Origin of the sequence: Sphingomonas sp. DC4900 (assembly GCF_049896485.1) — a bacterium.
Taxonomy (GTDB): domain Bacteria; phylum Pseudomonadota; class Alphaproteobacteria; order Sphingomonadales; family Sphingomonadaceae; genus Sphingomonas; species Sphingomonas aquatilis.
Map to the genome: position 1 here is coordinate 168,371 of NZ_JAFCUK010000005.1, position 14,821 is coordinate 183,191.

Annotated in this window: 10 protein-coding genes and 1 tRNA gene; 5 read left to right on the forward strand and 6 right to left on the reverse strand. The window is 68.2% G+C overall.

The genetic code is table 11. The features are described 5' to 3' along the window. Positions 1-4 precede the first annotated feature (4 nt). The 3 genes from ACP690_RS08490 to ACP690_RS08500 all read left to right on the forward strand — a co-directional run bounded on the left by ACP690_RS08490 (position 5) and on the right by ACP690_RS08500 (position 1,743). Positions 5-79: transfer RNA gene (locus ACP690_RS08490), tRNA-Asn, on the forward strand. A 546-nt stretch (positions 80-625) separates the two neighbouring features. Beyond that, positions 626-1,042, forward strand: coding sequence for a secondary thiamine-phosphate synthase enzyme YjbQ (locus ACP690_RS08495; RefSeq protein ID WP_426260791.1), 417 nt, complete (start codon positions 626-628; stop codon positions 1,040-1,042). Between the two features lie 110 nt (positions 1,043-1,152). After that, complete coding sequence (locus tag ACP690_RS08500; RefSeq protein ID WP_017978685.1) at positions 1,153-1,743, forward strand: CC0125/CC1285 family lipoprotein; 591 nt, start codon at positions 1,153-1,155, stop codon at positions 1,741-1,743. Positions 1,744-1,955: 212 nt separating this feature from the next. Here the strand turns inward: ACP690_RS08500 and secA are convergent, their stop codons facing one another. From secA to ACP690_RS08515, 3 genes are all read right to left on the reverse strand, one after another. After that, on the reverse strand, positions 1,956-4,706 hold the full coding sequence (gene secA / locus ACP690_RS08505; RefSeq protein ID WP_426260792.1) for a preprotein translocase subunit SecA: 2,751 nt from the start codon (positions 4,704-4,706) through the stop codon (positions 1,956-1,958). 105 nt (positions 4,707-4,811) lie between these two features. Next, on the reverse strand, positions 4,812-5,066 hold the full coding sequence (locus tag ACP690_RS08510; RefSeq protein ID WP_426254762.1) for a hypothetical protein: 255 nt from the start codon (positions 5,064-5,066) through the stop codon (positions 4,812-4,814). Positions 5,067-5,124: 58 nt separating this feature from the next. Next, positions 5,125-5,763 carry an energy transducer TonB gene (locus tag ACP690_RS08515; RefSeq protein WP_426260793.1) on the reverse strand — a complete coding sequence of 213 codons (639 nt, stop codon included), beginning with the start codon at positions 5,761-5,763 and terminating at the stop codon, positions 5,125-5,127. 71 nt (positions 5,764-5,834) lie between these two features. Here ACP690_RS08515 and argJ point away from each other — a divergent pair, with 71 nt between their 5' ends. Then, positions 5,835-7,067 carry a bifunctional glutamate N-acetyltransferase/amino-acid acetyltransferase ArgJ gene (argJ, locus tag ACP690_RS08520; RefSeq protein WP_426260794.1) on the forward strand — a complete coding sequence of 411 codons (1,233 nt, stop codon included), beginning with the start codon at positions 5,835-5,837 and terminating at the stop codon, positions 7,065-7,067. 1 nt (position 7,068) lies between these two features. Beyond that, a complete protein-coding gene (locus ACP690_RS08525; RefSeq protein WP_426260795.1) occupies positions 7,069-7,872 on the forward strand; it encodes an inositol monophosphatase family protein in 804 nt (267 codons plus the stop codon). Positions 7,873-8,016: 144 nt separating this feature from the next. Here ACP690_RS08525 and trxA read toward each other — a convergent pair whose 3' ends face one another. From trxA to addB, 3 genes are read right to left on the reverse strand one after another with little or no spacing between them, the layout of a single operon-like run. Then, positions 8,017-8,340 (reverse strand): thioredoxin TrxA, encoded by a 324-nt coding sequence (trxA, locus tag ACP690_RS08530; RefSeq protein WP_017978679.1) that lies wholly within the window; start codon positions 8,338-8,340, stop codon positions 8,017-8,019. A 59-nt stretch (positions 8,341-8,399) separates the two neighbouring features. Next, positions 8,400-11,822: a double-strand break repair helicase AddA gene (gene addA / locus ACP690_RS08535; protein WP_426260796.1), complete on the reverse strand. Its 3,423-nt coding sequence runs from the start codon at positions 11,820-11,822 to the stop codon at positions 8,400-8,402. After that, positions 11,809-14,808: a double-strand break repair protein AddB gene (gene addB / locus ACP690_RS08540; RefSeq protein ID WP_426260797.1), complete on the reverse strand. Its 3,000-nt coding sequence runs from the start codon at positions 14,806-14,808 to the stop codon at positions 11,809-11,811. The genes addA and addB overlap by 14 nt, the downstream gene beginning before the upstream one ends. Between the last annotated feature and the right edge of the window lie 13 nt (positions 14,809-14,821).

Consider the following 14,821-nt stretch of genomic DNA (forward strand, 5'->3'; position numbering starts at 1 on the left):
GCGTTCCCTGATAGCTCAGCGGTAGAGCTCTCGACTGTTAATCGAGCGGCCGTAGGTTCGAATCCTACTCAGGGAGCCATTTTCGCCCACATCGTCAGCGTCTTGTGCGCAGCCGGGCAGCGAAAACGCTTGCACCGGCTTCGACTCGTCCGCATCATGCCCCAATGCGAGAAGCGATCAACGCTTCCGCTGGAGAGGCTTTGCTAAGATCTTTCTGGAAGTGGCGATCGGCGCCATGGCTGCCGCCCTGTTGACCGTCCCCGTGCTGATGGCCGTCACCGCCAAGAAGCCCGTCGACAGCGAATAACTTTCCGACGGACAGGGATCGGCCGCGACGCCGCGCTTGCTCCGTCCCGCGCCCGTCGTCCCCGCTCCATTGCAAACGTCCGGTGCGTGGCGCCCCCTTGGCGGCGTTCGTGCGCATTAGGAGGCTACTCGGCAGCCACGGCTTGCCCGAGTTCCCGCGATCGTCGCGATGAAAGTCAGCATCCGTGTCGCGGCGCGACGCTGAAGTCTGCGATGCAGCGGTTTTGCGCGGGCATCGTCTATGTCCTTTGACGCAGTCAGGGTCCGAACGTGGCGGCAGCGCGTTGGCAAGGCGCCTCAACCGCGAAAAGGAGCCAACATGCATCAGTCGGTCGGCACGCTGACGATCCAGACGCGCCGCAAAGGATTGGTCGACATCACCGCACCCGTCTGCGAATGGCTGGCGGCGCAGGGGATCGGCGAAGGCCTGCTCACGCTCTTTTGCCAGCATACCTCGGCCTCGCTCGTCATCCAGGAGAATGCCGCACCGGCCGTCCGCCGCGACATGGAGGCCTATTTCGATCGACTCGCGCCCGAAAGTGGCGCGTACGAACATGACGACGAAGGGCCGGACGATATGCCCGCGCATCTGAAGGCGGCGCTGACCGGCGTTCAGCTGTCGATACCGGTCGCAGACGGCGAACCGATGCTGGGGACGTGGCAGGGTATCTATCTGTTCGAGCACCGGATTGCGCCGCATCGGCGCAGCGTCGCTTTGCATGTCATCGGCGCGTGATCGCGACGAAACGTTGCCGGACGGAGCCAAGTCGTTCATCGCTCGTTCGGACGGAAGTGGATATACGCGCGGGGTTCGCCGCACCCGCGCGCGAATGGAGTATTGGTGTCATGATGCATCTTGGCCGCAAGGCTATGGTCGCGGCGCTCGCCGCCTCCACGTTGATGGTCGCGGGTTGCGCGACCGAAACCACCTATCGTCCCGCCACCGGGCAGGGTTTCAACCGCACGGGCTATAGCGACCGTCAGATCGAACCAGGTCGCTTCCTGGTCAATTTCGCCGGCAACAGCGTGACGTCGCGCGACACGGTCGAACGCTATCTGCTGTTCCGTGCCGCCGAGCTGACGTTGCAGAACGGCTATGACTATTTCGTCATGGCCAACCGCGACACCGATCTGCAGTCGCGCACCTATACGACGCCGGGCATCGGCGGCGGCTGGGGTTATGGTGGCTTCGGCGGCTATTGGGGTCCGTCGTGGCGCTATTACGGCCGCGGGTTCGGCTGGCGCACCTGGGATCCGTGGTTCGGAGGAGGGTTCGGCCCCTGGGGTAACGACTTCGATATCCGCACGATCGATCGCTACGAAGCGAGCGCGGAGATCGTGATGCGCAAGGGCCCCATCCCGCGTGACAACCTGCGCGCCTTCGACGCCCGCGCGGTGGTCAACAGCATCGGCCCGAGCGTGGTGCTGCCGAAGTAAGACTGCTTCAGATGTAACGAAAAGGCCGGGTCACCGCAGGGTGGCCCGGCCTTTTCGTGTGTAGCGGCTGCGGTATTACCGCCGTCACTCGGGACATGTTCCGGGGTCTACTGGGCCGCGGGGGCAGCGCTGGAATCTCCAACGCCCCCTTGCCGCACGGTGGACCCCGGAACGAGTCCGGGGTGACGGGGCTTTTAAAGCGTCCCCGCCCCTTACACCGTCACCGCGCCGTGGCAGTGCTTGTACTTGCGCCCCGAACCGCACGGGCACGGCGCGTTGCGGTTCACGCGGCCGTCCCACAGCTCCGGATTGTCGCCCAGCTCGGTCGGCACATCCGGCTGCATCATCTGCATCGGCGGGATTTGCGCGGTGATGCGGCCCATCGTGCCGGCATCGATGTCGTTCGAATCGTCCTCGCCCGTGAACGGGTCGAAATGCGTGGTGATGAAGTCGGGCAGTTCAGGCAGGTCGGTCGGCAGCGGCTGCAGCTGGAATTGCGCGTGCGCGATCGTCTTCGTCACGTCCTCGCGGATCGCGTCGAGCATGCGCTGGAACAGGCTGAAGGCCTCCTGCTTATACTCGTTGATCGGCGTCTTTTGCGCATAAGCGCGCAGGTGGACGACCTGGCGCAGCGCGTCGAGCGTCGCCAGATGCTCCTTCCAGTGATGGTCCAGGTTCTGGAGTAGGATCGACTTTTCGACCTGCGTCCACGTCTCCGGCTCCAGCTCCGCCGACTTGGCGGCGATGGCGGCGTCGGCGGCTTCCTGCACGCGCTCTTCGACGATCTCGGGGTCGATCGCCTCTTCCTTCAGCCAGTTGTCGATCGGCAGGTCGAGGTTGAGCACGTCGACCAGACCCGCCTTCATGCCCTCGATATCCCATTGTTCGGGATAACTGTTGGGCGGGCACGCACCGCCGACGATCACGTTGACCGTCTCGGCACGCATATCGGTGACGACGTCGCCCACCGCATCGGCATCCATGATGTCGGCGCGCTGTTCGTAGATGACCTTGCGCTGGTCGTTCATCACGTCGTCATATTCGACGACCTGCTTGCGGATGTCGTAGTTGCGCGCCTCGACCTTCTTCTGCGCGGTCTCGATCGCCTTCGACAGCCACTTGCTGCCGATCGCCTCGCCATCCTCGATGTTCGAGCGCATCATGCGGGCGAACAACGTGTCCGGCCCGAAGATGCGCAGCAGATCGTCGTCGAGGCTGAGGTAGAAACGCGACAGGCCGGGATCGCCCTGACGACCCGAACGACCGCGCAACTGGTTATCGATGCGGCGCGATTCGTGGCGTTCGGTGCCGAGCACGAACAGGCCGCCCGCGGCGAGCACTTCCTGCTTCTCGACCTCGATCTCGGCGCGAATGCGCGTCGCCTCGGCTTCATATTCGGGCGTGCCCTCGACCAGGTCCGGATGCTCGTCGAGCATACGGAATTCGAGGTTGCCGCCGAGTTTGATGTCGGTGCCGCGGCCGGCCATGTTGGTTGCGATCGTGACGGCGGCCTTGCGGCCCGCCTGCGCCACGATATGCGCCTCCATCTCGTGGTAGCGCGCGTTCAGCACCTTATGCTCGACGCCCTCCTGGACCAGGAATTCGCTGAGCAGTTCGGACTTTTCGATCGACACCGTGCCGACCAGCACCGGCTGGCCCAGCGCGGCATGTTCGCGGATCTTCTTGGCGATCGCGCGGAACTTGTCGTTGGTATCCTTGTAGAATTCGTCTTCCTCGTCGATCCGCTGCACCGGCACGTTGGTGGGGATCGTCACGACGTTCATCTTGTAGATGTCGTAGAATTCGGCCGCCTCGGTTGCCGCGGTGCCGGTCATGCCGGCGAGCTTCGGGTACATGCGGAAATAATTCTGGAAGGTGATCGAGGCCATCGTCTGGTTCTCGGGCTCGATCGTGACGCCCTCCTTCGCCTCGACCGCCTGGTGCAGGCCGTCGGACCAGCGGCGCCCGTCCATCATGCGACCGGTGAATTCGTCGATGATGACGACCTTGCCGTCCTTGACAATATAATCGGTGTCCGCCTTGAACATCATGTTGGCGCGCAGCGACTGATTGAGGTGGTGGACGACCTGCGTGTTCTCGAAATCGTACAGGTTCGCGCCCTGCAGCAGGCCGGCCGCTTCCAGCAGACGCTCGGCGCGTTCGGTGCCGTCTTCGGTCAGGATGATCGTCTTCTGCTTCTCATCCTTCTCGTAATCGTCGGGGGTCAGCTGCTTCACGATCGCGTCGACGCTCATGTACAGCTCCGACTTGTCGTCGGTCGGCCCCGAGATGATCAGCGGCGTGCGGGCTTCGTCGATCAGCACCGAATCGACCTCGTCGACGATCGCCATGGCGAAGGCGCGCTGCACCATGCTGCTGCGCTCATACTTCATGTTGTCGCGCAGATAGTCGAAGCCGAACTCGTTGTTCGTGCCGTAGGTGATGTCGCTGTTATAGGCGGCGCGGCGTTGTTCGTCGGTCAGGTTCGGGATGATGACGCCGACCGTCAGGCCAAGGAAGCGGTATACCTGCCCCATCCACTCCGCGTCGCGTGCGGCGAGATAGTCGTTGACGGTGATGACGTGGACGCCATCGCCCGGCAGCGCGTTGAGATAGGTGGCGAGCGTCGCGACCAGCGTCTTGCCCTCACCCGTGCGCATCTCGGCGATCTCGCCGCGATGGAGCACGATGCCGCCGATCATCTGCACGTCGAAGTGACGCATGCCGAGCACACGCACCGCCGCCTCGCGCACCGTGGCGAAGGCTTCGGGCAACAGGTCGTCGAGCTTGGTGCCGTTCGCCAGCTGCTCGCGGAACTTGGCGGTCTGGCCCGCCAGTTCCTCGTCGGACAGCGCCTGAAGCTGCGGTTCGAACGCAGCGATCTTCTGGACGACGCTGCCCAGCGACTTCACGTAACGATCGTTGGAGGACCCGAAAATGGACTTGGCAAGGCCGCCGAACATAGGCTGATTCCTGATGATTGTGCGCGCGCGCACGGACGAAGGGCGCGCAGCGTCGAGTGCATGAAAAGATGGGGTCGGCCGTAGCCGAAGCAACGCACGCGCGCGCTATTCGCGCCGGCGGCTCGCAAAAAGAGGCTCGACCGCGGGCAGCGCGAGCACGGTCGTGACGCCCAGATCGGCCAGCGCGGCCAGGCCCGGCACCCGCTGTTGCGGCCGGCTGGCCGCGCGAGCAGCCCGCACCTCGGCCTGCACGCTCGCCACGATCCCCGCCGCGGCATGCGCCGCCACCGGCGCACGCACCGCAGAGGCACCGCCGGTCAGGGCGGACAGCAGCGCGGAAAGGAGCAGCAGCAGGTTCACGGGGGCAGTCCCTATTGCAGATGCGGTCCGTCGTCCATCCGCATCCGTCCGTCGCATCTCATTCGAAACTCACGCTCGACGTCATTCGGCGATGAATGATCGCCTTGATGGGTTTGCCGGCGCGAACATACCCGACGCCCATGGGCGTACCTGGAGGGTTCTGTGCGCAGGGGTCTGTGGGCATGTACGTCGGCTTTGCCTCGATCACGCGACAACTTTCCACCCTACCATCGAACCCCACGGTGATCGCTACGTCGGCAACGTAATCTTCCATGGTGGTCGTCGCGACATCAATCGGCTTCGTGGGCGTGAAGGGCTGGCCGATCGAAACGGCGGAATCACCCTCTGGGATCGTCCAGACGATTCGACGCTCGAATGTCCGGCCGGATGGACCGGGAACGAATTGCGCGCGAGCGACCAAAGTGGCGCATGTGCCCTCATCAAGACGTGCGTACCCGCTCGATCCCACGATCTGGCAGGCCGTCACGCGGCCCGTCGAACCGACGACGAGCCGAACGGCGACCGTACCGGCTTCGCGCGCCCGCAGGGATGCCGGCGGATAATCAGCGTAGCCGATCCAGTCGACCGGATTGTTTGCCGGTTCCGCATTCGCGCCCGCCGCAGCATTATCTTGGCCCGGCAGAGCCGCGCCGGTCAGCGTGAGAGATGCTACCAGCGCCATCGCTTTCGAAACCATCGTCCCTCCCCTTTTCAACTGTCATCGTTCCGTCGTTGAAGCCGCCACGCGAGCTTCTATAGGCTTGAGACATGACAGATCATGCCCGTTCGCCGCTAGCCCCCGCCTCCTTCCCCGCCCTGCCCGCCATCGCCGGGGTCACCCCGCATGTCGCCCGTGCGCGGTACAAGACGTGGGATCGCTGCGACCTCACCTTCGTGACGCTGACCGAGGGCACCAGCGTGGCGGGCGTGCTGACGCAAAGCAAATGCCCCTCTCCCGAAGTCGAATGGTGCCGGCAGGCGCTGCCCTTGGGCCAGGCGCGTGCGCTGGTGGTCAATGCCGGCAACTCCAACGCCTTCACCGGCAATCGCGGCCGCGCGGCGGTGGAGGCGATCGCGGCGCGCACCGCGCAGCATGTCGGCTGCCAGCCGTCGGACGTGTTCGTCGCCTCGACCGGGGTCATTGGCGTGCCGCTGCCGATCGACAAGGCAGAAGCGGGCCTCGACGCCGCCTTCACCGCGACCCCGTGCGATTGGCTGGCGGTGGCGGAGACGATCGGCACGACCGACACCTATCCGAAAGGCGCGATGACGACCGCGATCGTCGATGGCCGGACCGTCACGCTGGTCGGCATCATCAAGGGATCGGGCATGATCGCGCCGGACATGGCGACGATGCTCGGCTTCATCTTCACCGATGCGGCGGTCGCGCCCGGCTTCCTGCAAGGCGCGCTGGCAGCGGCGAATGGCAAGACCTTCTCGTGCATCACGGTGGATGGGGATACGTCGACCAGCGACACGGTCCTCGCCTTCGCGACGGGCGCGGCGGGCAATGACCCGATCGAGAGCAGCGACAGCGCGGGCGCCGATGCCTTCGCCGCTGCGCTCGCCGACCTCTGCCGCCAGCTCGCGATGCTGGTCGTCCGCGACGGCGAGGGCGCAACCAAGCTCATCGAAATCGCGGTCGAGGGCGCGGACAGCGACCGTTCGGCGCACCGCATCGCCATGTCGATCGCCAATTCACCGCTGGTGAAGACTGCGATCGCGGGCGAGGACGCCAATTGGGGTCGCGTCGTGATGGCGGTGGGCAAGGCCGGCGAACCCGCCGAACGCGACCGTCTGTCGATCCGCTTCGGCGACACGCAGGTGGCGCAGGCCGGCCTTGCGGTCGAGGGCTATGACGAGGCGCCGGTCGCCGCGCATCTCAAGGGCCAGCATATCGAAATCGGAGTCGACATCGGCCTGGGCGATGGCACCGCCACGGTTTGGACCTGCGACCTGACCCACGGCTACATCTCGATCAACGCCGATTACAGGAGCTGACATGCACCACCCGCACCATGACGCCGTCGTCCAGCTGATGCGGCGTGTCGCGGCCGACATCGTCCTGCCGCGCTTCCGCAACCTTGCCGCCGACGAGGTGGAGGAAAAAGCCGCGGACGACATGGTGACGATCGCCGATCGGCTGAGCGAGGAAACGCTGACCGCCGGCCTCGTCGCGATCGACGCATCGGCGCGGGTGGTAGGTGAAGAAGCGGTGGCGGCGGATGCGACGTTGCTCGACGGCATCGATCAGGGCCGGGTGTGGATCGTCGATCCGATCGACGGCACCAACAATTACGCCAGCGGCAAGACCCCGTTCGGCATCATGATCGCGCTCGCCAAGGAGGGCGAAGTGCTTGCCGGCTGGATCCTCGATCCCGTCGCAGACCGGCTGTGCCACACCGTCGCCGGCGGCGGCGCGTTCATCGACGATGTTGCGGTGACGACACGTCCCCGTACGGACGAACGCCCCGTGTTGGGCGTGCCGACCTATTTCCTCGACGGTACGGAGCAGGCCGACCTTGCGGCTCGGGCGGGCGACGACTGGACGCTCCACCCGATGCCGCGCTGTGCGGCGGAGCAATATCCGCGGCTGGTGCTGGGGGTGGACGATTCCGCCATTTTCCAGCGCTCGCTGCCCTGGGATCATGCCGCCGGCGCGCTGTTCCTCACTGAAGCGGGCGGTGTGGTGCGTCAGCTGAATGGCAGCCCCTACCGCATCGGCGATCCCCGCGACGTGATGATCGCGGCGGCGAGCGAGGCGATGTGGGAGCGGGCGGTGGGGCTGGTCCGCGAGGACGCCTGAGGCCACCCTCCCAACCCGTTCGCCCTGAGCCGGTCGAAGGGTGGCTTTCCGCAAGCGTCGCGCTCGTGGCACGCGCCCTTCGACAGGCTCAGGGGGAACGGTAAGAGAAGAAAGGGCGGACCATCGGGCCCGCCCCTCGCCCTCTTACGCCAGCTCGCCCTCGAGCCAGGCCTTCAGTCGACCCTTGGGCTCGGCCCCGACCTTGGTGGCCGCGGGCGCGCCGCCCTTGAACAGGATCATCGTCGGGATGCCGCGCACGCCATAACGGCCCGGCGCATCGGGATTGTCGTCGATGTTGAGCTTGGCGATCGTCACCTTCTCGCCCAGCTCTTCCGATAGTTCTTCGAGGCTCGGCCCGATCATCTTGCACGGGCCGCACCATTCGGCCCAGAAATCAACGAGCACGGGGCCATCGGCCTTGAGGACGTCGGCGTCGAAGCTGGCGTCGGTGATCTGTTTGGTAGCCATGGGTATCTCCTTTGCTGTCCATCTAGGATGGCGTGCCGCCCGGCTCAACCGTCAGGCCCCTAGCTTTGCTCCGGAAGGCGAAAGCGCGGCTTGTGCGCGGCGAGCGTGTCGGCGGGCAATTCGAACAGGCGCGGCCCGCCGGTGTAGAGCAGCGCCGCCTCGGTCGTGCGATCGGGGAAGATCACGCGCAGCGCCGCGACATAGGCCGCCATCTGATCGAGGTGATAGGGCGGGATATCGTCGAGGCTGTCCGGCACCCGGCGCCCCGTCTTGAAATCGACGAGGCGAATCGCGTCCGGCGCGATCAGCAGCCGGTCGACGGTGCCCGACACGACCATGCCGTTGGCGAGCGTCGCGGCGATCGGCGCCTCGGCAAGGCTGTCGGGGCCGAACAGCGGCGCATAGGCGGGGTTCTCGATCACCGCGAGCACGCCCGCGACGATCCGCTGCCGCTCGGCCGCATCGGCGACACCGCCCGCGGTGGCCAGCCAGCGTTCCGCGCAGCTGGCGCGATGCTGCGGCTCGACTGGCGGCAGGCGTTCGAACAGCGCGTGGTACAACCGCCCGCGTTCGGCGGCGGCGCGCATCGCGGGGCCGGGCGGCGGATCGCTCACCTCATCCTCACCAAGTGCGGACGGGGTCAGCGGGCGCGACGGACGGCTCTCGGGCGGCGCGGGCACATGTGCCCAATCGGGCAGCACGACCCGTTCGGGCGGGCGTTCCAGGGCGGCGCCGCGCGGCTTGACCGGCGGCTGGGGATCGGAGCCACGGAACACGCGCGGCCCCTCGTCCGGCACACCCAGCTCGGTCAGGGCGCGTGCCGCCGCGGCATACCAGCTCGCGACCGGCGGCTCGCCCTGCGCACGTGGCCCCAGCGCGCCGCCGATCACCAGCCGTTCCTCGGCCCGCGTCGCAGCAACGTAGAACAGCCGCCAATGCTCCTCCAACTCGCGGCGCTCGACCTCGCCGATCGCTACATCCAGCGGCCCGCCACGCTCGCCCGATCGCGGTCGGAAGATCGGGATGGGCTGCGCCCCCGGCTCCGGCACCCAGCGCACCAGCGCGCGCGGCGCGGCGGTGGGATCGACCGTCGCGTCTGCCAGGATCACGAGCGGCGCCTGCAACCCCTTTGCGCCATGCGCCGTCATCACGCGCACGGCGTCGAGCGGCGCTGACGGGTCGCGTACGATCTCGACATCGCCGCGATCGAACCAGTCGAGGAAGCGTTGCAGCGACGGCGTCGAGGTCGTCTCGAAGGCGAGCGCGGCGTTGAGCAGTTCCTCGATCGGATCGCGCGCTTCCGCCCCCAGCCGCAGCAACAGCTTGCGCCGCCCGTCGAGCGGTCCCGACAGGATCTCTTCGAGGAACTGGTACGGCGTCGCGATATCGGCGCGCGACAGCATCGCGCGCAGCGGCGCCAAGCGCTCCTCCGACAGCGTCTGCGTCAGGTGCCGCCACAGGCTGCCGTGCTCCCGCGGCGCGGCATGCATCAGCTCGTCCTGCGTCCAGCCGATCAGCGGCGACACGAGCAGCGCGGCGAGCGACAGGTCGTCCTCCGGCTGCAAGACGAAGCGCACTGCGGCGAGCAGGTCCTGCACCGCCAGCGGTGCGTTCAGCCGCAACCGGTCGACGCCCGCGACCGGCACACCCTCGGCATACAAGCGCGCGACGATCAGCGAGGCGAGGTCGCCGCGCCGCTTGACGAGGATCATCACGTCCTCGGGCCTGAGCGCCCGCCCCTTGCTCTCCAGCATCAGGCCGCCGTTCAGCCAGTCGCGCACCGCACGTGCGATGCGCACCGCCTGTTCGCGGACGGCATCGTCGATCCACGCTTCCTCGTCGGCATCGCTGCCGCCCGCGATCACCGGCGGCCACAGCTCGACCGTGCCGGGGCCGGGCACCTCGCTCGCGTGCGCCTGCATCGCGTCGATCGCACCGAGGCCCGGCTCCCCCGCCGCGGCCACGGCGGCATCAACGAATTCCAGGATCGGCCGCGTCGACCGGAACGAATGCGTCAGCGACAAGCGCTGGAACGGCAGGCCGCGTTCCTCTTCCGGCCAGTCGTCCGCCCCCTCCACCTCCGCCGCGCGACCGGCGAAATGCCCCTCCGCCCAGCGGAAGTTGATCGGGTCCGTGCCCTGAAAGCCGAAGATCGCCTGCTTGAAATCGCCGACCGTGAAGAGCGTGCGGGTCGACGGCGCATGCACACCGCGCCCGACGAAAAACTCCCCCGCCAGCGCGGTGACGATCCGCCACTGGTTGAGGTTGGTGTCCTGCGCCTCGTCGATCAGCACATGCTCGGTGCCCTGGTCGAGCTTGTAGCGCACCCATTCGCCGATGCCCGGTTGTTCGAGCAGCCGCACCGTCACGCCGATCAGATCGTCGAAATCGACCGCCCCGGTCCGCCGCTTCGCCGCGGCATAGGCGCGTGCATAGTCGCGGCCCACCTCCAACGCGGCGACCAGCAGATCGGCATAAGCGGCCCGCGCGGTGAGCGACAGCAGGTCGAGGCAATGCTGCCCCAGCGCGGCCGCCAGCTCGGCATAATCGGGTTCGGCATCGATCAGCTTCTTGGACGCCTTACGCGGTTCGTTCTTCCCCGTCAGCACCACGCTTGCAAGGTCGCCAAGCGTCGCGGCCCGCTCCGCCGGTGCCGCCGCGAGCCAGCGGTTGAGCGTTTCGGCATGCCCTACCCCCGTCGCCGCACCCCAGGCGGTGTTCGCCGCTGCCAGCCGCTCGACCAGATCGGTGTCGATACAGTCGCAGCCCTCGGCCAAGGCCTCGCCGATATCCCCCTGCGGCAGGTCGAGCGCGCGCCGCAACCATGGGCCGATCCCAATCGGCAGCGCCTCCAGCGCGTGCAGCGCGCGTGCGCAGGCGAGCAGGAAGCTCTCCGCCCCGCCCTCACCCAGCCGCAGCGACAGCGCGCCGATCGTTTCGATCGGCCGTTCGCGGCCCTCGCGCTCGGCATCGGTCAGCAGGGTCGCCAGCGTCTCGCGCGCCAGCACAGCCTCTTCGCGTGCCTCCAGCGGACGGAAGCCGGGGGTCAGCCCCGCCTCGACCGGAAATGCGGCGAGCAGGCTCTGGCAGAACCCATGGATCGTCTGGATGCGCAGGCCGCCACCCGGCGCATCGAGCACACCCGCAAACAGCGTGCGCGCCCGCGCCTGCAGGTCCGGCGTGCCCTTCTCGCCCAGCGCTTCCAGATCGGCGTACAGCTGCGGCGCCGGCATGCGCACCCAGGCGGCCAGCCGGTTGTTGATCCGCTGCGCCATCTCCGCCGCGCCCGCCTTGGTGAAGGTCAGGCATAGGATCGCCGACGGATCGGTGCCACGCAGCAACAGGCGGAATACGCGCGCGGCGAGCACCTGCGTCTTGCCGGTGCCGGCCGATGCGGACAGCCAGACGTGCGCGTGCGGATCGCTCGCCGCCGCCTGCGCGCCCTTCAGCCGCGGCAGGGTCGCTAACTCAGTCCCGGCCATACCATTCGTCCCGGCGCATCAGTTGGTCATATTCGGCATAAGGCGCATATTCCGGCACCAGCTTCGCGGTGAACGGCGCATCGCCGGTCAACCACGTGCCGGCAGCGTCCACGAAATTGCTGACCGCGATCGTCGTGAATTCGGTCGTGACGATCTTGTCGCGCTTGCCCTCGGCATCCACCGGCGTCTCGATATAGCCGAACTGATCCTTCTTCTTGCCGAGCGACCAATATTCGAAGCCGCCGGCCTTGCCCTTCACCTCCTGAAAGCCGCCCCGCTCCGCGATCGCGCCAAGCAGCCCGAGTTGCAGGCTATACCCCGCGCGCACCGCGGCGGCGGAGGGCGGCTTGCCGGTCTTGTAATCGACGATCGCGAGCGTGCCGTCCGCCAGCCGATCGACGCGGTCGTACCGGCCCGATAGCGTGACGCCGGCGATCGTCACATGGCCCTTGCCTTCCGCCGAGGCGACCGTGCGTCCTTCAGCGTCCAGCGCCGTCACGGTGTCGGCGATCCAGCGCACCGCCTCCATCAGCCGCGGTCGCCACAAGGCGCGCATCATCGGGTGCGTCCGCTCGTCCTCCAGCATCGCGGTGGCGCGCGCGACGAGCGCGTCCGGCGCGCAACCGTCCTGCTTCCACCATTGCTCGAGGATATCGTGGACGGCGGTGCCGCGCCACGCCGCGCTGGGATCGGCATCGACCGGGTCGAGCGGCATCAGCCCCAGCACCCGGCGCGCGTAAAAGGCGTAAGGGTCCGCCTTTAGCCGGTCGATCTCGGTGACGGAGATCGCCTTGGGCCGCAGCGCCGGTCCCGGCATCGGCGCCGGCCGGTCGGCGGGCACATGCTCGCGCGGGTCGTCCAGCGCGAGCGCCCACCCTTCCAGATCGTGGGCTCGAACGAAGCGATCCCCCGCCATCGCCTGCAACCGCAGCCACAGCCGCGACGCGAGCGCGGGCGACGCCGCATCGCGCCGCGCCCGCGTCACCAGCGCGCGCGGCGCGCCCAGCGCATGGCCGAAATCGTGCGCCGCGATACCGACGCTCCGCTCCAGCCCGGCCAGCCCCAGCGCCGCCCGGATGCGCGGTGCCAGCCACGGATCGGGCGCCGGCCGCCCCGGCCACACGCCCTCGTTCAGCCCGCCGAGCACCATCAGGTCGGCGGTCTGCAATCGCGCCTCGATCGGGCCATAGATGGCGATGCGCGGATGGCCGACGCCCGAACCCGGCCGCACCGCCACCTCGTTGAGCAACCCGCGCAGCAACGGCGGGAAGCCATCGGGCGCGACGCGGGGCGGCCCGACCGCCGCCTCCGCCTCCAGCGCGTCGAGGAACTCCGCCGCGGCCCGTCCCGCCGGTCCCGACCACAGATTGTCGCCGCATAGCGCCTGCGCCGTCTCACGCAGCACCGCCAGCAGCGCCGACAACGGCTGCGGCCCCTGATCGCATACCAGTTCGATCGGTTTCAACAGGCCGACCGGCTCGGCGAACCACGTCGCCGCCCGATCCCGCCGGTTGGCCAGCAGATGGCCCATGATCCCGTCGAGTCCCGCCGCCGGCCTCGGCCCCCGCAACGCGCGATCCAGCGTGCGCGTCCCGTCCAGCCAGGCGCCCCGCAGGGCACGGTCACTGGGGTCGACCTTCACCAGCGGATGCTTGAGCAGCGCCAGCAGTGCCAGCGGCGCGAACCGCTGCGCCGCCGCCTCGGCGAGCGCGAGCAGCAGCGTGCCGGGCGGCAGGATCGACAGCGGCCGGCCCGCCGTATCGTTCGCCTCGATCTGCCACCGCCGCAGATGCGCGCTGACCCGGCGGGCGAGCGCGCGATCAGGCGTCACCAGCGCGGCGGTCTTGCCCGGTTCCTCGATCGCACCGCGCAGCGCCAGCGCAATCGCCTGCGCCTCTTCCGCCGGTGTCGCGAGCTCCACGGCGGCGACCCCGGTCAGGCGCCGGTCCTCGGCCTTCAGCTCGGTCCATTTGCCCGTGAAGGCGGCCGGCGCCAGAGCGTTGGCGATCGCGTGCCCGCGCAACGCCCCTGCGTCCGGCCCGGCGCTGCCCGGCCAATGCGCCACCTCGCCGCGGCCGACGCCCATGCGGTCGAGGATCAGCTTCAGGTGGAATTGCGGATGCGTCTCGATCGACCGGCGGATGCGCCCCGTCACCGGATCGGGCGCGTGCGGCCCCAGCGCATCCCACTCGCCCTCGGGCATCTGGAGATCGAGCCCGGCGAACACCGTCAACCCCTGCGGCGCCTCCGCAACGCAGCGCAGCAGCCGCGCCACCGCGGGCGCGGGATCGGTCACGCCGGCCGCACAGACGAAGCCCGCGGGCGGCCGCGTCCGCCAGCGCGTCACCAACCGGTCGAGCAGCATCCGCCGCCGCGTCGCCGCGTCGATCCGACCCAGTCGTGCAAGCTCACCCGGCCAGCGCTCCAGCACGATCCGGAAGGTCGAGAGCGCACGCTGCCAATGATCGGTCAGCTCGGGCGCGAGATCGAGATCGCGCAAACGCTCGGGTTCGACCTCCTCGACCAGCAACTGATCGAGCGTATGGCAGAGTTCGCCCGCCAGCCGCACCGCCTCCGCGGCATCGACGGGCACGCCCGCGGCGGCGCGCTCCTCGAACACCAGTCGCGCCAGGATCATCCGGCGCTGCATCGGCGCGATTGCCGGCGGCGGCGGATCGGCATCGTCGACCGGGTCGAGCGCCGCGCCCACCGCCTCGCCCAGATCGGGACTGCCCAGCGTCACCAGTCGCGGCAGCAGCAGGCCACTGCCGCTCGCCCGCACGAACGCCGCCGATACCGCGCGGGCGGCACGGTTGTTGGGCAGCAGGATCAGACCGCGCGCCAGCGCCATCGCGTCGCCACCGGTCCGCTTCATGAGCCCCGCGACCAGCGTGTCGGCGAACGCGCGGTGCGCCGGAATGGTGAAGAGTTGCGGGCGCTTTCTATGCTCGACGGTTCCGGCCCGCTCCCCCTCCCGGCCACCCATCAGGATACCGTGT